Annotated in this window: 12 protein-coding genes and 1 pseudogene; all 13 read right to left on the reverse strand. The window is 59.1% G+C overall.

Annotated features, from left to right (window positions below; translation table 11 throughout):
- Positions 1-21: 21 nt before the first annotated feature.
- The 13 genes and pseudogenes from AB4N53_RS19175 to AB4N53_RS19235 all read right to left on the reverse strand — a co-directional run bounded on the left by AB4N53_RS19175 (position 22) and on the right by AB4N53_RS19235 (position 17,631).
- Positions 22-531: a hypothetical protein gene (locus tag AB4N53_RS19175; protein ID WP_252877119.1), complete on the reverse strand. Its 510-nt coding sequence runs from the start codon at positions 529-531 to the stop codon at positions 22-24.
- Positions 521-3,556: a hypothetical protein gene (locus AB4N53_RS19180; protein ID WP_460122346.1), complete on the reverse strand. Its 3,036-nt coding sequence runs from the start codon at positions 3,554-3,556 to the stop codon at positions 521-523. Before AB4N53_RS19180 ends, AB4N53_RS19175 begins: the two co-directional genes overlap by 11 nt.
- 16 nt (positions 3,557-3,572) lie before the next feature.
- Complete coding sequence (locus AB4N53_RS19185; RefSeq protein ID WP_460122348.1) at positions 3,573-4,649, reverse strand: tetratricopeptide repeat protein; 1,077 nt, start codon at positions 4,647-4,649, stop codon at positions 3,573-3,575.
- The gene (locus tag AB4N53_RS19190; RefSeq protein ID WP_460122350.1) at positions 4,597-6,633 is read right to left on the reverse strand and encodes a type VI secretion system Vgr family protein; all 2,037 of its coding nucleotides are present in this window, start codon (positions 6,631-6,633) and stop codon (positions 4,597-4,599) included. The genes AB4N53_RS19185 and AB4N53_RS19190 overlap by 53 nt, the downstream gene beginning before the upstream one ends.
- Positions 6,634-6,661: 28 nt before the next feature.
- Complete coding sequence (locus AB4N53_RS19195; protein ID WP_460122352.1) at positions 6,662-7,663, reverse strand: serine/threonine-protein kinase; 1,002 nt, start codon at positions 7,661-7,663, stop codon at positions 6,662-6,664.
- Positions 7,660-8,388 carry a PP2C family protein-serine/threonine phosphatase gene (locus tag AB4N53_RS19200; RefSeq protein ID WP_041476618.1) on the reverse strand — a complete coding sequence of 243 codons (729 nt, stop codon included), beginning with the start codon at positions 8,386-8,388 and terminating at the stop codon, positions 7,660-7,662. The genes AB4N53_RS19195 and AB4N53_RS19200 overlap by 4 nt, the downstream gene beginning before the upstream one ends.
- Positions 8,388-11,927, reverse strand: a complete 3,540-nt coding sequence (tssM, locus tag AB4N53_RS19205) for a type VI secretion system membrane subunit TssM (protein ID WP_460122354.1) — start codon at positions 11,925-11,927, stop codon at positions 8,388-8,390. Before tssM ends, AB4N53_RS19200 begins: the two co-directional genes overlap by 1 nt.
- A gap of 14 nt (positions 11,928-11,941) precedes the next feature.
- Positions 11,942-12,817, reverse strand: coding sequence for a type IVB secretion system protein IcmH/DotU (gene icmH / locus AB4N53_RS19210; protein WP_016772511.1), 876 nt, complete (start codon positions 12,815-12,817; stop codon positions 11,942-11,944).
- A 5-nt stretch (positions 12,818-12,822) separates the two neighbouring features.
- Positions 12,823-14,154, reverse strand: coding sequence for a type VI secretion system baseplate subunit TssK (tssK, locus tag AB4N53_RS19215; protein WP_016772510.1), 1,332 nt, complete (start codon positions 14,152-14,154; stop codon positions 12,823-12,825).
- A 2-nt stretch (positions 14,155-14,156) separates the two neighbouring features.
- Positions 14,157-14,656 (reverse strand): annotated as a pseudogene (gene tssJ, locus AB4N53_RS19220) (type VI secretion system lipoprotein TssJ).
- Positions 14,657-14,661: 5 nt separating this feature from the next.
- Entirely contained in the window at positions 14,662-15,858 is a 1,197-nt protein-coding gene (tagH, locus tag AB4N53_RS19225; protein ID WP_056790868.1) for a type VI secretion system-associated FHA domain protein TagH, read from the reverse strand.
- An 18-nt stretch (positions 15,859-15,876) separates the two neighbouring features.
- A complete protein-coding gene (locus AB4N53_RS19230; RefSeq protein ID WP_003229566.1) occupies positions 15,877-16,017 on the reverse strand; it encodes a hypothetical protein in 141 nt (46 codons plus the stop codon).
- A 93-nt stretch (positions 16,018-16,110) separates the two neighbouring features.
- The gene (locus tag AB4N53_RS19235; protein WP_460122357.1) at positions 16,111-17,631 is read right to left on the reverse strand and encodes a sigma-54 interaction domain-containing protein; all 1,521 of its coding nucleotides are present in this window, start codon (positions 17,629-17,631) and stop codon (positions 16,111-16,113) included.
- Positions 17,632-17,641 lie beyond the last annotated feature (10 nt).

Genomic DNA, 17,641 nt, shown 5'->3' on the forward strand with positions numbered 1-17,641 from the left:
GCCCCTTGGAATAAACCGAACTTACTGATCGACAAGTTCGATCAGAGTGAGCTTCTTGCCATCGAACTCGTAAAAGCGCTGCCGGTTACCCTCCTCGAGATCGTTACCCTCTACATCCACTTCCGGATCGGCCGCTACACCCATAATTTCGAGCAATTTGCTGTCTGGCTTGTAGACGGCCGCGTAGGGTGCGGTACCGTCATTTCCGATGATGTAATAAGCATTAGGAAAGGACGTAACAACCTCCCCCGTTTTCACGTCAAGAATTTCGCCACAGATAGACCCGCCGCCACAGCCGTTTGCGTAAACAACATAATGGCCCGCAAAATTTACCGGTTGCTTGATGGCTTTCTTGCGCCCCTCAGCCCAGCTTTTATTTTCATCACTGGCAACAGCATCGTGATGTTGGCCCTTAAAAATTTCGTCGACTTTATAGTTTTCGAACCGCGGCACATCGGCCTTAGCGAAACACGAGAAGAGAAAAAGCGCGCCCAGCCAAAACAAGCGGGACGCTGATAACTTACTTGCCATTGTTTTTTGACTCCTCGAGAACACGAACCATGTCAGCCGGCAAAATGTGAGCGGTATTGAGACCGTCGCCCGCATAATACGACTGTCCCTCAAAGCTGGCGACCCTCGCCAGCATCACCGGTTTGCCGTCTTTCATTTCGATGTTTCCGTGCTCATCTTTCTTCGGTACCGGGCTAATGGTCTTACCCTTTCTTACACCTGCCGAGGCGAATTCCAAGGCCCAGGCATAGGCAGCTTTTTCGACGTCGCCATCGCCCTCCAGATACTGGATGAATGCCTTGCGCTTAACTTTTATCAAGTACTCCTCAAAAATCTTATCCTGAGTCTCTTCGTCAAATTTAAGCGTGGAAGCAAGTTCGAGCTTTTTCACAGCACCATTTATCGTATCAGGAACCATTTGATAGCGACCCGCCGCAAAAATATCCCGGTCCTTCTGTTTCTGCTGTAGTTCAGCGATGGTCAACGTAGTCAAATCAGTTTTATAAAACGCTTTCAGTCCACCCTTGGTCCTGTTGTAAGCCGTGTAATCATTATTCGACTCAACGCTCGCGAGCAAATTGGCAAACGCACTGTGCGCCCAACCTTTTCCAGGCACGGCAAACTTCATGAAATTATTGACGAACGCAATCGGGTGAAAATGATAGATCTGTTTCGGAAGAGGCATCTGTAACGCACCCGCCAGCTCATCCCAAAAAACAAGCTTGTCAATCCGCTCTTTTTCATGTTCCAGTAACTTTGGCGACTCAGCGAGCAGTTGATCAAGACGACTCCACTTGGGCTCGGAAGACTTCGCCTGCCACTCGGTGGGGTGGTAAGCAATCAACTTTGTCCATTTATCCCGGAACTCCACATTCTTCAATGCTGAGTTCAAGTCCGCGGAGGTAACTTCACCATCTTTGTCACCCAAAGCGTCGAGTTTCGCATGGAGCTCCTTGAAAAAAGGCGGCATCGAGTCCGGATCAAGAAAACCATCTGAATTCTCATCGCCCTCTTTGACAACTGCATATCCCAACTTTGCCCAATCATGTTGAGATATCAACTGAGCACCTGAAGACGTAAAGGTAACGTCTGCCTTTTTGATCAGGCCCGTCAGCTTTTTATCTTTCTCTGTAACGGTCGGCTCATACCACTCAACCCCTTTTGAGTCTTTGAACACAGAAACCGATCCCATAGGAACTATATGTTTGGACTCAAGAGTCGCGGGCTGTCCCGTGGACGCCTTACTGGCAAGTACCGTGCCCGCCGGCAGATTCAGGTAACTCATGCCAATTTTCAGGGCTGCTTCATTCTGCAAGAATTTATCGAGACCCGTATCACTGGTGAATATCTCAATATGAGCGTGATATTTGCTAGAGATTGAACCCTCAACTTTCCCGAGGTTCTCCTGCAAGCCTAAAAACCCTATTGGATGGCCTGCTTTTATCGCTGCTTCGCAAGCAATTACCTTATCGAATTCGGCAGGTGTGACTTCGGCCCACGTGACCATCCGACCGTTACCGATATCTTCGACGCTCGCCCAGAATGTTGACGGAGCCGTCCCTGCGCCTCTCAAACCGCCAGACAGGCAGGTGCATTCAGCCATGCGAACCAGAGAACTTCCAACCTTCAGATTAAATACTTTGGTACCGTCGAATTTAATTTCACTGTTCAAACAGAGGGCCATTTCTCCCAGCGGTTCACCAGCACTTTCACCGTTAGCAACAGCTTTGGGCGCTGCGAACAACGGCAATCCGTTCGGGGCGCTGACACGAGCCTTAACCAGCCCTTTCCAATAGCCTGGCCGGGTTCGTTCCGGCGGTAATATTGCGCTCCAGATCGCAGTGTCTTTTTTATTCTTGACTGCCACACCGTCTTTCTTATAAGCAAACCAAGATTCTTCCCCTAATTTCCTGTTAGGCACCTTGCCACTTAACAACTTACCTCGGGCATAAGTGATACCGTTACTGGCAAGCTTTTCTTCTAGAACTTCAAAGACAGAGCCCGCAGAAATCAGCCCATACTTCACGCATTCCGGACCTTCCTCAGAATCACTGCGGGCAGTAAAATCTCCCACCGTGAACTTTATCTTCGGCTTACCCAACTCCTCCTCTGTAGGCAAGTAGCCTTTATAGGGCATCAAGTGCATATAAAGACTGAAAAATACCAGCTTATTTTGTTTCCTTTTGTTCGGGCCTTCTTCCGGGTTAGCGGGCGACTTGTAGTCATGCCGAACCAGGCAGAAAGAATTAGAGTATTTAAGCTTGGCCGGTTTATCTCCAGCGTACTCCGACTGTAAATAATCTTCGTTGAGGCGATAGGCTACAACCACACCATCCGCCATGCATCGTACGGGCTCGTCTTTCACACAGTAGGATGCACTGGCATTGCTAATATGAATGCCACCGTGCCAAAAGTTATAGCTACCCAAAAGGTATTGACCTGAGGTCTCATTTCCGATGGCGGTATACAGTTCATTGGCACTGTCAAACTGTTTCCCATCAGCCTTTCTTATGGGGAATTGAAAGTTTAGAACAGGCTCCGGTCCAGCAGGCGTTGGTGCAGGAGCGGGGGCAGGGGTAGGTTGTTCCGCTACGCCGGTTCTATACTCTTCTTTAGCCCTGAGAAACTTTGTAGGAATCGGCCAGTAGAAGGCCGGATCTTTAGTGCCAAAATAAGTAAATGATGGCCCTTTCCTCGTCTGCGCGCCGAAGAACTTGCCTGCAGTACCGGTGGGATTAACGTCAACAACAATACCGGTATGAAATAACTTATCCCCACCACCCAGCGGATCTTCATTAATCCAAAGAGCGATATCACCTTTCTTGACGTCGGGTGGCACCACGGTTGTGTAGTAAATGGAATTCACCATAACACGGGTATCTTGATACGGGATTTTGTAGCCAGCCCCCGTCAGCAACAAATTAACCATGTGCGAGCAGTCGATTAACTTATTACCGGCCGCATTTGTTTTTATGCCATCGCCACCCATCTTGTACACGTAGCCACGGTTTTCGTAATTACCCGTTAAATCTAATGGTTCTGTCATTTCTGCATCCTGCAAATCAATAGCAATGGCTGGTTTCTGTGGCGTCAGCGGTTTGCGATTTCAATCTGGTTAAATTACTAAGGGCGATTGCATTTCCTTTACTGGCGGCCAAGCGATAGCAATCCAGTGCTCTGGAGGCATCCTTGGTTACCAATCTTCCGGTCTCGAACGTATCACCCAGTTTATTTTGAGCATCGGAAGAGCCCATCGATGCGGCGCGAATCAATTCCCTTTCTGCTTCTTCAGGATGCTGACAAGGCCCCTCGGGATCTGTGTCATTGCCATAACAATAGAAAGTGGACAATGCAGAAGCTCCGCTTGCCAGAGTAGTAGCGGCGGCCTTGAACAGGGCTTCGACCTTCTCTGTTTCCAATTGAGATGCCATTCCGGAAAGACTCAGACTGGCAGCACTGAGACTTGCCTGAGGATCGCCGGAAGCTGCTGCACACAGGTAGTTTTCCAATGCTGCTTCAAAGAGTTCTCCCGTCAGGGAGTATTTGTCCAGGCCACCAAGGCGCCCGTAAGTTCGCGCACGCTGATAGCAAAAGTTCTCGGCGGTAGTCAGGGTCGGCGTGGTCGCTTCAACAAGGTCTTTATCATTGATCGACCAGTTCTCGACGCCCTCGAGTACCCAGCATGCCTGACGAGAAAAATTAAAAATCTTGATGTTGCTGTTACCCGCTCGCTTGTCCACAGCGTTGACGTGACTGTCGTCGATTGTTTCGACTTCAACCCCGTCTGTCTTGTCTGTGGCTAAAGGTGCCATCAGCGGAAACGCCAATGTGGAACTGTTGATCTCCGTCGTTTGCGGCTCAAGAGTCCCCCCTCTCCTTCGGGTTTCAAAACCAGCGACTTCACCGTCATCGCAGTCCACCGCTGCTGAGTTTCGGCATTCGCAGAAAACGCCGGCAGAAACTGGGAAAAGTCCTCGGACGGACACTCCTCCGCATAAGCGCTGCCATGAAACAGGCTCAACAGCGACGCGGTGAAAACCGCTATCGCGATGCCATTGCTCTTCTTCAAAACACCATTCATGTCGATCACTCGGAAAACACAAAAAAAGCCTTCGGTTTGACCTTCTCAGGCGGCGCATTCAACAACGCCTGATCCATCAAACTCCCCGCCTTATCCTTATCCGCCGCCCCCGGCAGCACCGGCGGTTTAATCCCGATGCCAGTCCCCGATCCAGCCGAGCCACCCGCATTGATCTTGATCACCGGCCCAACCACCGTAACCCCACCGCCATCGAGCTTTATAAAGCTCCCACCACCCAAGATGGTCAGCTCCGTCCCCGCCTCAATAACAATCTTGTCCCCAGCCTTAAGGTGAATCTCTTTTCCCACGCTGGTGAGCTGCGCAGTCCCCAACTTCACATGCTGGTTCTGCCCAACCGTCAGATGATCATCCAGCTTCGCTTCAATCTTGCGGTCGCTGATAGTGGTGCGGTGTTCTTCAGCCTTCAGCTCGGTGTAGGTGTTCTTAACCACCGTGTCATGACGCTCATTCCCGACCCGAATCTTCTGGTCATGCTCAACGTTTTCATCCCAATCGCGCTGGGCATGAATGTAGATCTGCTCCGCACCTTTCTTGTCTTCGATGCGCAGTTCGTTGTACCCACCGCCACCCGGGGAGCTAAGGGTTTTGAATACGCTGCGGGTTTTGTTCGCCGGCAGTGCGTACGGCACCGGGTTTTCTTTGTGGTACAGGCAGCCGGTCACCAGTGGTTGGTCGGGGTCGCCTTCGAGGAAGGTGACGAGGACTTCCATGCCGATGCGCGGGATGCTGATGGCGCCGTAGCGGTCGCCGGCCCAGGAACTGGAGACGCGTAGCCAGCAGCTGGTTTTATCGTCGGCGAGGCCTTCGCGGTCCCAGTGGAACTGGACTTTGATGCGGCCGTATTGGTCGCAGTGGATTTCTTCGCCTTTGGGGCCGGTGACCATGGCGGTCTGGCTGCCGAGTACGCGCGGTTTCGGGTGTTCGAGGGCCGGGCGGTAGAACACGTCCCACGGGGTGGCGAGGAAGGTGTTGCGGTAGCCCTGGTGGAAGTCGTCCTTGTTGTCGGTGGTGTCGCTGGTTACGCCTTCTTCGAGGACTTGCGGCTGCTTGCCTTCGTGGAAGATTTCCGTGAGCAGCCAGAGGTCGTTCCACTCGCTTCGCGGGTGGTCGGACATTTCCATGAAGTGGCCGCTGACCAGTCTGGTCTGGTCGCCGCGACCTTCGGCCTGGCGGTAGTCGGCGCGGTGGCGTTCGAGGGCGCGTTGGCTGAGGAATTTGCCGCGCGCGCGGTCGGTGAAGCGGCCGGGGTAGTCGTAATCTTCCAGGTCCGGTTCAGTGCTGTCGCCGTCCGGTTTGTACGCAGCCTCCATTCGCAGGCGCGGTTTTTCGAAGTCGTAGTCTCGGCGCGTGGTGCGGCTGGTGCGGGTTTCCAGACGCAGTTTGAAGGCTTTGATCACCGGCTCGTCGGCGACCATGCCGCTGCCCTGCACATAAGCAGTTGGCTGCCCCAAGTTCTGGAACACGGTCTGGTCGTCGCCGAACACCAGCAAGTGGGCCTTTTCGCTGTGCTGGAAGTGGTAGTGAATGCCCTCTTCTTCGCACAGACGCTGGACGAAATGCAGGTCGGTTTCGTCGTACTGCACGCAGTAGTCGCGATCCGGGCACGGCTGGCTGAGCTGGAAGCTGTAGGCGTTGCTCTTGATGCCGTGCTCTTCGAGGATCAGCGCGATGATTTTGGGCGCCGACATCTGCTGGTAGATGCGCTGGTTGGTGCGGTGATGCAGGTATTGCAGTTGCGGCACGATCGAGACTTTGTAGCGGGTCAGGCGCTTGCCGGCATCGCCCTGGGCGACGCGGTAGATCTGACCGTGAATGCCGGAGCCCTGTGGATCGAATGCCAGAAACGCCTGCTTGTGCAGCAGTTGTTCGAGATCCAGATCGGGGTTTTCGCTGACCAGTTCGAGGTCGAAGCGATACGCCTGGCTGATGCCTTCGGTGCCGGTGAACGACAGCACTTGCAGGTCGCCGACGTAGTCTTCGACCTTTAGGCTGAAGTGGGTTTCGTTAGCTGAGTTGAACATCGTGTGCTCCCTGTTCGAATGTCATCCGTTACGCCCGAAGTCGCAGACGTTGCAGCCAGGACGAAGTGGCGCCCAAGGCGTCACGCAATTGTTGGGCAGTGATGGTGCGTTCTGCCGGGTTGAAGCTCAGCGCGGTTCGCAGCGCTTGCCAGCCGTGCTGGGGTAGATTCGCTGGGGCGCGCAGCTCGCGCTCCAGGTGCTCGTCGCGGGCCTGGGTCGAGGGCAAGCGGCGGAACGGGTGTTTGCCGCCCGCCAGTTCATAGATTACGCAGGCCACGCCGTACACGTCCGCGCTGGCCGACAACGGTTGGCCCTCAAGCAGTTCGGGGGCGGCGTAGCCCGGGGTCCAGGCGTTGAAGCGCTCGCGGCTCAGGTGCGGCAGGCCGGGCAAGGTGCCCTCTTCTGCCTGCCCCAGACCGAAGTCGAACAGGCGCAGGCCGTCTTCGCTGAGCATGACGTTGCTCGGCTTCAGGTCACCGTGCAGCACGCCGCGACGGTGGGCGTAGGCCAGCGTGTCGAGCAGCGGCAGGATGATGTCGCGCAGTTCTTGCCACGGCAGGCCGAGGGGCCGCTCGCAGAGCAATTTGTCCAGGGTCAGGCCACGCATGTATTCCATGGTGATGAAGGCCCGCTGGCACTCGGTGTCGACTTCAAAGGTATGTGCACGCACGACGTTGTCGTGGCGCAAGCGTCGGGTCAGGGCGAACTCGCTGTAGAGCAAGGCACTGGCGTCCGGCGATTCGGCAAATTCTTCGCTGAGGATTTTCAGCGCAATGTAAGGGTCGGGATCGCCGAACTGTTCGTGCAGCAGATCCCGCGCCCGGTAAACGGCGCCCATGCCACCGGCCCCGAGCAGACGCTCGAGGTGGTAGCGACCGGCGAGTACATCCGGCAGTGCACCGATGCTGGCCTTGGTTGGCGCCAGCAAAGGCTCTGCCTTGTTTTCCTTGGCGAAGGCGAAGTAGGTCAGGTTGTTGGCCTGTTCTTCGCTGATCAGCAAGTCATCGATGGGCGATTCGAGTTCACTCATTGGCGGATCACCACGGCAGTCAGGTTGTCACGCGCGGCGCCACGCAGAGCGCCGTCGAACAAACGTTCCAGCGCCACGTGCGGCGCGCTGAGGCTGAGGGCGTTGCCGAGGGCATCGCTGCTCAGGCCCTGATACAAACCATCGCTGCAGAGCAAAAACACATCGCCCGGATAGACCTCGAGTTCAAGCACATCCAGGGTCAGTGTGTCGGCGGCGCCGACGGCTCGGGTCAGTGCCTGAGCCGCCGGGTGCGCTGCCGCCTGTTCGACGCTCATTTGCTGCTCGTCGATCAATTGCTGTTGCAGCGAATGGTCCTTGGACAGCTGATACAGCCGCTGCCCGCGCCACATGTAGCAACGACTGTCGCCGGCCCAGATGCAGGCCGCGCGATTGCCTTCCACCAGCAGCGCGACGACGGTGCTGCCCATGATGCTGTCGTGGCGTCCGGCGGTGACGGTCAACTCCTGCCCCAAACGCCGGTTCAGCCAGTGCAGGCACTGGCGGATGGCTTTGAGGCGTTCGTCGAAGTCCTCGTGTTGCGGCAACTCAGCCAGGCTGGCGACGATCAACTGGCTGGCGATGTCGCCACCCTGATGACCGCCCATGCCGTCCGCGACCACCCACAGCCCATGCTGCGGCGAGTCGAGGAAGGCATCTTCGTTGCGCGCCCGCACCTTGCCCGGGTCGGTACGCGCCGCGCTGCGCCAGGGACTGGCCACCAGCATCAGAGCTGCACCGGCATACGGAAAGTACGCAGTACGCCCATGTCAAACGGGTTCGGCGTGCGCTGGCTGGTCAGCAGGTAGTTGGCGCGCAGGCCGCCCACGTCGGCTTTCAGTACCAGCACGTCACGACCGTTCAGGTACTCGGTCTGCATCAGGTCGAACAGACGGAACAGCGACCATGGGCCGGAGTTCTTCTCGATCCCGATCGGACGCCCGGCCATCTTGTCCATGACCAGGCTGGTGCGACCGTCTTCAGCATCGGTCGGCCACTTGAAGGTCATTGGCAGGATCGGGCCGTGACGGTATTCCATGGTCTTGTCGCCGAACTTGAATTCGGAACGGCTGACCGCCGGGTCGAGGGTGTACGGCTCAAGTTTGAACTGCACGGTCGGCTCGGCCGGGTTGATCGAGAAGAAGCTCTGGCGAATGGTCTGCGCCGCCGCCATCTGATCGAGGTAGACCTTCGATACCGGCAGGCTGTGACCATCGACGCTGCGCATGCGGTAGTTGCCCGGATCGCCGCTGACGAACGGACGCATGTAGCTGTCGAAGAAGCGGTCGACGGTACCTTGAGCGCGGAAGAACTCGCGGAAGTCGCTGATCGCCACGTCGCTGGTGCTGCTGGCGCTGAACGGATAACGCTTGCTGATGGTTTTGCCATACACGCTGTACAGCTCGTTCTGATAACGGCCGTTCAGGTATTGATAGGCATCGTTGAGCACCAGTCGCCAAGAGTCTTCGGCCAGCACGTTGAACCACACGCTCAGCGGACGCGGCAGACGACCGGAAGCATTACGCAGGTTGGTCAGCGCATCACGCTGGCCGCTCATGCGCGTCTTGGCCATCTCGAACGCGGCTTGCTCCGGCGTGCTGGAACGGGCCAGACCGGCCAGTTGCAGTTGCAGGTCGTTGAGCGCGCTGAACGCTGGCGTCAGGTCAGCGCCCGGGCCGTTGTTGTCATCGAGCAGACGATGCAGCGGTTCGAAGCGGCGTTGCAGGGATTTCTTCGCGGTGTCCGGCAGGTTCTTCGCCACGTTCAGCGCCGAAGCCTTGTCGGCGGCAGCTGCGGCGAGTTTGCCGACCTTGCCCAGTTTGCCTTTCTGCCCGGCCAGCGCATCGGCAGCTTCACCGGCTTCATCGACCGGATCAGCCGCGGCTTCGAAGCGGGTGTTTTCGCGCACTTCGGTGAGCAATGCGAGGACCGGCGAGTTGGCCGAAGTCAGGCCCGCCAGTTGCTCGGCGCCTTCGCCGGCGTCGCTGATTGGCGGCAATGCGACCTGGCCAACGGCTTCGCTCCAGTAGTTGGCGTAGTCGCGGAAGTACAGCTGCTCGAGCTCGACCATCAGGCGACGCAAGTCCATGTCGCTGATGCCCGCGCCTTCGCCCAGCACCCAGTTGTCACGCAGGATATCGGTGACCAGCGCCGCGCCCTGCACCGAGAAATACTGCTGATAACCCTGCTGGGTGTAGAAGCCCGGAATCACGTATTCAGTGCCGATGAACAACGAACCTTGCGGGCCGAGGTGCTGACTGAAGCGGTAGTCCGGCAGGTTGCGCGCCTGCTCGCGGAGCATGCGGTAAACCACATTGGCTAACGATTCGCTGCGCAGGACCTGACGCGCCTGTGTCACCAGTTGATCGTTCAGCGGGTAGATGAACGGCTGCTTGAGCAAGCGCTCGAGGTGCGTACTCAGACCATTCTGCACCGCTGTGTTGCCGGTGTAGCGCTGCGACCAGTCAGTGGCGACCCAGTCCTTGAGCCACGCCGCATCGCGACGATCCTTCATGTTCAGCATCAGGTACGCACGCAGGCTGTTGAGCAGGCGATCGCGGTCTTTCATGTTGGCGCGGATCTGCCCTTCGAGCATGGTCGCCACCCGGGGCAGCAACTGCGCTTCAAGCTCACGCTCGTAGGCGGTTTTCACCACCGGGTTGATCTCTTCGCCCTGATACAGGCCGCCACGTTCGTGGTACGACACGTCGCTCTTGCTCGGGAACACCTGGGTCGCGGCGTAGCTGGTGTCGAGGACTTTCAGCACACCCATGGCGTCATCGCGCGGCGTCACGGCCGAGCGTTGCTGGGTCCAGTTCTGCGCCAGCGTGCGCAGGTTTTCCAGGCGCTCGTAGTTGGCGGAGAAACCACCGGCCCAGAGCATGCCGAACAGTGCCAGTGCCGCCAGAGCGCCGACGTACAACGCACGCTGGCCCCAATGAATGCGGCTGCGCTCGCGCTTGTCCAGACCGGCCAGATCGGCTTCGGGGAATATCACTTGGCTGAGCAAGTGGTGGATGAAGCGCGAACGACCGCTGCGCAGGGTCGGCAGCACGCCGGCGTTCATGCCCAGGCTGGCGCCGATGCCGGCGGTGGTCGAATCCATTTCCTGGGTCAGGTGCGGTGCGCTGGTCAGGTAGAAACCGCGCAGTTGCGTGGCGCGCTGATAGCGGTTGCCGGTGAACGCCATGTCGACGAACAGGCACAGGCGCTCGCCGATCTGCCCCAACTGATGCGGGAAGTCGAGAATGCGCCCACGGCGCTGAGTGTCGCGCTCGGAGTGCATGCGCATGATCACTTGGCTGTTCAGGCGGCGCAGCAGCTCTTCGAACTCGTTGCGCAGAACCGCGACGTCGGTGCCGACCTGATCCTTGCGGAAACTGGTGCCGAGCACCTGATCGCTTTCTTCGCGGGTCAGTTGATCGAAGAACTCGTCGAAGCCGAGCAGCTTGTCAGCCTTGCTCAGAACCAGATACACCGGCACGTCGACGTGCAGTTTCTGATGCACGTCCTGCAGACGGCTGCGTACCTGGCGCGCCAGCGTGTCGATGTCCTGCTCGCTGCCACCGGTGAGGGTTTCCACCGGAATGGTCACCAGCACGCCGTTCAACGGACGACCGCGACGACGCTTGCGCAGCAACTCCAGCAGGGTTGTCCAGGCGTTGCCGTCGACTTCGGCGTCCGGTTGAGTGGTATAGCGCCCGGCGGTGTCGATCAGGACACCGTGGTCGGCGAAATACCAGTCGCAATGACGGGTGCCGAGGGTGTCGCGGGTCAGCTTGCGGTCGATCTTGTTGATCGGAAATTCCAGACCGGAAAAGTCCAGCAGGCTGGTCTTGCCGGAGGCCTGCGGACCGATCAGCAGGTACCACGGCAAGTCACTGCGCCAGCGCTCGCTGCGACCGCGATACAGGCTCGACGTCTTCAGGGTTTTCAGCGCGTCCTTGAAACGCGCCTTCAACTCTTTCTGTTCTTCGTCGATCAGCTCTTCGCGGCGGATACGGTCCTGGCCGTCCTCGCTTTCTTCCTCGGCTTTCTTGCGGATACCCGCGCGCCAGCTGACGAAGACCATGGTCAGGCCCCAGATCAGGAACAGCACGCTGATGGTCAGCAGGCGCGAGGTCGCGCTTTCCCAGAACTTGTAATCATCGACCGCCAACAACGGGCCGACGAACCACACCAGCAGCGCCACGAACAGCACCAGCAGCAGAGTCCAGACCCAGGTCTGGCGCAGGAAGGCGCCGACTTTCTTGAAAAACTTTTTCATCACACGTCCCTGTTTTACGGCTGCGCCTGCGGTTGCACCGCGGCTGGATCAAGCGGCTGATAAGGATGCAGAACGGTGTCGCGTTGTTCGCTCAGGACCCAGGCGAAGCCCGAATACATCACCACCAGGCAGACCAGAGTAAAGAGCACCACCATCCACGCCGGCACGATGCGCACCAGGTTGCGGCGCTGATCGTTGAGACCTTCCCAGTGCGGCGACAACTCGCGCGGCACGTCGCCGCGCAACTGACGGATCTGCCGGTACAAGGCGTCGCGGATGCCTTCAAGCTCGAGCATGCCGCGTGCCTGTACGCGGTACTTGCCCTCGAAACCGAGCGACAGGCACAGGTACATCAGTTCGAGCATCGGCAGGTGCTTGACCGGGTTTTTCGACAGCCGATCGAGCAGCTGGAAAAACTTCTCGCCGCCGAAGGTTTCGTTGTGGAAGCTGCTCAGCAGGCTCATCTGCGACCACTCGCTTTCGTTGCCCCACGGCGTGGTCACGACGGCTTCGTCGACCACGGTGCAGAGCACGTATCGCGCGGCCATTACCTGGCTGCTTTCGGCGCCGTTGTGCAGGGCGCGCACTTCGAACAACTTCAGCCCGGCGGTCAGACGCTCATTGAGTGCGTACAGATCTTCGCGGGTTTCGCTGTGCTTGAGACGCACCACTTCCGAGAGCAGGTCGGACGAGGCCGCGACCAGCGAGTTGAGGCTGATGTTGAACGCTTCGGCCGGACGCAGGCGCGCAGCGTAGATCATGCGTTCTTCCAGTTGCTCGAAACGCGGCGGCGCGGCGAAGTCGGTCAGCGGACTCGATGCCGGTCCGTGGCCCTGACGGTCGAGCAGGACGGTTTTGTCGTCCTGGTTGTAATCCGTTTCCTTGATCATGTCGGTCAGTTCCTGATGGCCCAGAATTTCAGTTCAAGCTCGGCGAATTCGCCGGACACGTGGAACGCGAAACCGCCGGAGCGTTCGAGTTGTGCCAGGTCTTCGGAACTGAGTTCGAGGATGAAATAGGTTTTGTTCGAGTGGAACGCGATCTGCCGTGGGGCCACCGGCAACGGTTTGACCTTGATCCCCGGCAAGTGCAGGTTGACCAGTTGGCGGATGCGCTCTACCGGGCCGACCTTGAGGTGCTGCGGCAAACGCTGACGCAGTTCTTCGGAGTCGCAATTGGCACTGGCTGCCAGCACGAACGAGGCCGAGCCGAGCAGTTTGTGATCGTGCAACGGCGAGACGATGATGCCGTACTGACGCGCCTGCAGGATCAGTTCGATGGCGTGCTGTTCGAGCACCATCGACAGCACTTGGCGGATCGCTTCCATCAGTTTGCGAAAGCTCGCGCCCTGATCGGCGTGGGAGTAGCGGCTGTCCAGACGCGGGCGTTTGCTCTCGCCGGAGAAGGTCGCCAGATCGCCGAGCATGGTCAGCAGCGTGCGGTACAACTCTTCCGGATGCACCTGTTCCAGACCGAGGTAATGGCGCAGCAGCAGTTCGGTGCGGTTGATCAGTTGCAGCATCATGAAGTCGCCGACTTCTGCGCCGCCAACCTTGCCGTTGGAGCGAATTCGCTCGGCGATGGTGTCGCCACGGTGGCTGAGCATGCTGATCACTTCTTTCAGGCACGACAGCAGGTAGCTGGAGGCGTGGGCCTGAATGTAGGTCGGGACGAAATCCGGGTCGAGGCTGATCACGCCGTCGGGTGTGGTATCGAGCACGTCGCAGATTTTCAGCTTCACGTAGGCCTGATCGCTCTGCTGCTCGCCGAGCAACAGTTTGAAGTCCGGACGACCGCAGCTGACCTGGCTGGCGGAATCATCGCCGGCGTTGGAGTCGGCGACTTCGGCGTCATACGCGGTGTAGCGCGCGAGCACGTCGGATTGCTCCGGGCGCCGGGCCTCGATGTGGTTGCCGGTGACCAGTGGCAGCGCCAGATAGATCGGCGTGTTGCCGGTGTTCGGCGGCACGTCCAGCGCCAGCGGCTCAGTGTTGCCACCGAGTTCGAACAGGCTGCCGTCCGGCAGGATCCCCGAGGCTTCACTGATCACCAGCTTGCCCATGTTGAGGAACTGCAAGTCGATTTCCAGATTGAGAAAACCCCAGGTGTAGCCACCGAGCAATTGAGTGCGGGTTTTCATCTGGTGATCGTAGTAACGATCGTTGTGCTGGAAGTGCTGCGGTCGCAGCAACATGCCTTCCTGCCAAATGACTTTATGGGTGTTCATGATCAGTCATCCGCCTTGGCGAGCACTTGTTGGGTGTTGCGGATACCGGCCTGATCGAGGGTCAGATCAGCCTCGGTGAGCTCCAGCGGAGTGATCTGCACGGTGTGCCGCCATTGCGTATCCGGCAGGTCGCGATAGGCAGCGAGGATGCCCACGTAACGGCTGCCCTCCTCCACGCTGAGTTTCAGTTCCACGGTTTCACCCGGGCGCAGTTCGAGTTCTTCACTGGCCACCAGATCCGGGTTGAGGGATTCCTTGGCGCGTTCGTAGAGGCTGAAGAAATCAGCGTTCTCGAAGGTCACCGGGTGCTTGAGTTCGAACAGGCGCACGACGATCGGCGACGGCCGACCGTTGAGGTCCGGGTTGAGCTGATCGCTGCCGGTCAGCTTGAGGTTGATCTTGGTCACTTTCGAGTACGGCGACAGCGACGAGCAACCGGCAAGCAGCACCAGCACGGTGAGCGCAGTCAGCGTCTTGAAAAAGCGGTCGAGCGGCGAGACATGCGCATCATCCTTGGTGGTCGGTGTGGAGGGTGGAGATCAGGCGGATCTGTTCTTCGTAGGCCTGGGCGAAGTCGCGGGCCAGCAGACGCTCGCTCCAGTCATCGTCCTGACGCAGGGCCTGGTGATAGCGGCCGAACGCTCTCCAGCGCCCGCCCGACGTGGCGATCAATGGCTTGTTGTCACGTTCGAAACGCAGGGTCAGCTGCTCTGGCGAGAAGTGCTCCAGCGTGCCGCGTACGGCGGCGCGACTGGCAGTCAGCAGAGCCACTTGGTGCGCCTGCAAATCACGGAATGCGCGGGAGATCGCTTGCTCGGCGGGCAGGTGCCCAGGCTTGCTTGGCTGCAACAGGATCTGCAGTGCTTCGCTCGGATCGACGGCGAATTTCAGCGGGTTCTTGTTGGTGCCCTGCACGGTGGTCTGGGCCAGACGCAATTCGTTTTTCAGCTCGGAGCGGGTACGCAGGCTCTGCTGCAAACCGCCGATGCTCTGGCGCAGCAGCCGCGCAGCGTTGAGCGCCAGCGCTTCACGTTCGTCGTGGCTGAGGCCTTTGACGTCGACGCCCAGCGCCGCGCCGAAGTGCTCCCAGAAACCTTCGCTCTGACGCTCGACGGCTTTCGGCGCAGGCGCCGGCTCAGGTTCGACCGGGGCGGCAATCAGCTCCGGGACCATCAGGCTTTCCATGTCGATGCGCGCGTAGTCGGCGCGCTGACGGGAATCTTCCGGCTTGGCGGTGGGCGACAGCAGCTCATCGATTTCCGAGTAGACGCGCTCTTGCTGTTCGAGGGCGTTGAGCGGGTCGAGATCGAGAAAGGCGTCGTCCGGAATGATGCTGCCAGCCGCGCGCGGGCGGCCGACTTCGCCGTCGAAGGTCGCCGGGTCACGGACCAGCCGCGCGCGGATCTCGAAGTCGCCGAGAATGTAGGTGCTGCCGTGCTCGATGCGCACCGGCTCGCCCTTGTGCAGGCGTGCGCCACTGCTGCCGTCCTGGACACCGTTGCTGCTGGTGTCGGTGAGGAAGAACGAGCCCTCGCGGTAGCTGACAATCGCGTGATGATTGGACAGGTGACGCTTGCGGTCAGGGATGATCCAGTCGCAATCCTCGCCGCGCCCGATCACGCCGCCGGCCTGTTTGAAGGTCCGCTGGCACAACTCGGTGGGCACGAACTGCTTGGTGTTCAGCATTTCGAAAACCAATTCCATGTTTGATGCTCCTTGCGGTCACTTGCCGCGATTGACCGCTTGCGGATCACCCAACGGGCGATAGTCGTTGTCGTTGAATTTGTAATTGCCGCTACAGCCGCCAAGGCCGCATAGAACGACGAGGGTCAGCAGGACAGCGTGCCAGTGACGAACAGACATCAGAGGGTCTCCAGGTGTAGACAAAGCACAAAGCGCCGACCCTTGCGGGCGGCGCTGAAATGGGTTTTTGCGGACATCTCGCGGGCTCTTTGCCTAGCCATCGAAATCTCCCAGATTGATGTTCAAGCGCCCCAGCCGATACAGCAGCGTGCGCCGTGGCAGGCCCAGTTCGCGGGCGGCGAGGGTCTGGTTGCCGTCGTTCTTGCGCAGGCAATCAAGCAATAAAGTGCGCTCGACCTGCTCCAGCCGCTCGCGCAGATTCAGGCCGCTGTTGTCTTCGGGCATCGCTTCCAGGCGCAGGGAAAAATGCTCGGCGAGCAACTCGCCGCCCTCGCAGAGCAACACTGCACGCTCGACCAGCGCCTTGAGTTCGCGAACGTTGCCGGGAAAGGTGTAACCGCACAGATGCTCCAGCGCCGAGTCCGACCAGCGCACCGGATCGCGCTGCAAAAACGTGCAGGTCTTCTCGGCGAAATGCCGGGCCAGATCGAGGATGTCGCCTTCGCGCTGACGCAGGGCCGGCAGTTCGATCGGGAATTGCTTGAGGCGGTAGTACAAGTCCTCGCGGAACTTGCCTTCGCTGACCAGTGCCGCCAGATCACGGTGCGTCGCGGCGATGATGCGCACGTCGATCTTGTGGGTGTCGTTGGAACCCAGCGGACGAATCTCGCCTTCCTGCAACACACGCAGAATCTTCGCTTGCAGCGACAGCGGCATGTCGCCGATTTCATCCAGCAGCAGCGTGCCGCCATTGGCCGCGTCGAACAGCCCGGCGCGATCGCGATCGGCGCCAGTGAAGGCGCCTTTGCGATAGCCGAACAGCTCGCTTTCCAACAGGTTTTCCGGGAACGCCGCACAGTTCTGCACGATGAACGCCTGGGAGCGACGCGGGCCGCAATCGTGAATCGCCCGCGCCACCACTTCCTTGCCGGTGCCGGTCTCGCCACGCAACAGCACGGTGTACGGGCTGTGGAGGATCTTGCTGATCAGCGAGTAGGTCTGGCGCATCGCCGCGCTTTTACCGATCAGGCCGTAGCCGCTGATGCTCGGCACACTGCGTGTGGCGGTGGCCGATTCGGCCGGCGGCTGACGCAGGCGTTGCAGCAGATGCAGTTGGCCGAGCACGAACGAGCCGAGCTGGCCGAGGGAATCGGCAAAACCCTGCAGGTCAGTACGCCGACGGCTGGCGCAGAGCAGCAAGCCCTCGACCGACTTGTGCTGATTGACCAGCGGCACGCACAACAGCGACTGCCACGGCGTGCTCGTCGCCGGCAGAAAACTGGTTTCGTGCAGGCTGCCGGTGAGGTCGTCGAGGCACACCACGCGGTTTTGGCACAGGGCGAATTGCAGCAGTTGTTCACCGTTGTAATCCGCCGACAGGCTCGCCGCCTGACGCGGTTGCAGCGCGCCGTCGAGGCACTCGGCATTCATCCCCAGGCAGGTGTGGGTGGCGTCGAGCAGGTACAGCTGCGTCAGTTCGCAGCCGCTCAGTTCGGCCAGACCACGGACGAATTCACCCAGCAGCGCAGCACTGTCCGCCGCCCGCGACAGACTGGCGAACTGCGCCAGCAACGCTTCGGCATAAACCAGTGGCTGCGGCACCTGAGTGAACATCACGCCCACC

The sequence above is a fragment of the Pseudomonas sp. H3_E04 genome, from assembly GCF_054668915.1.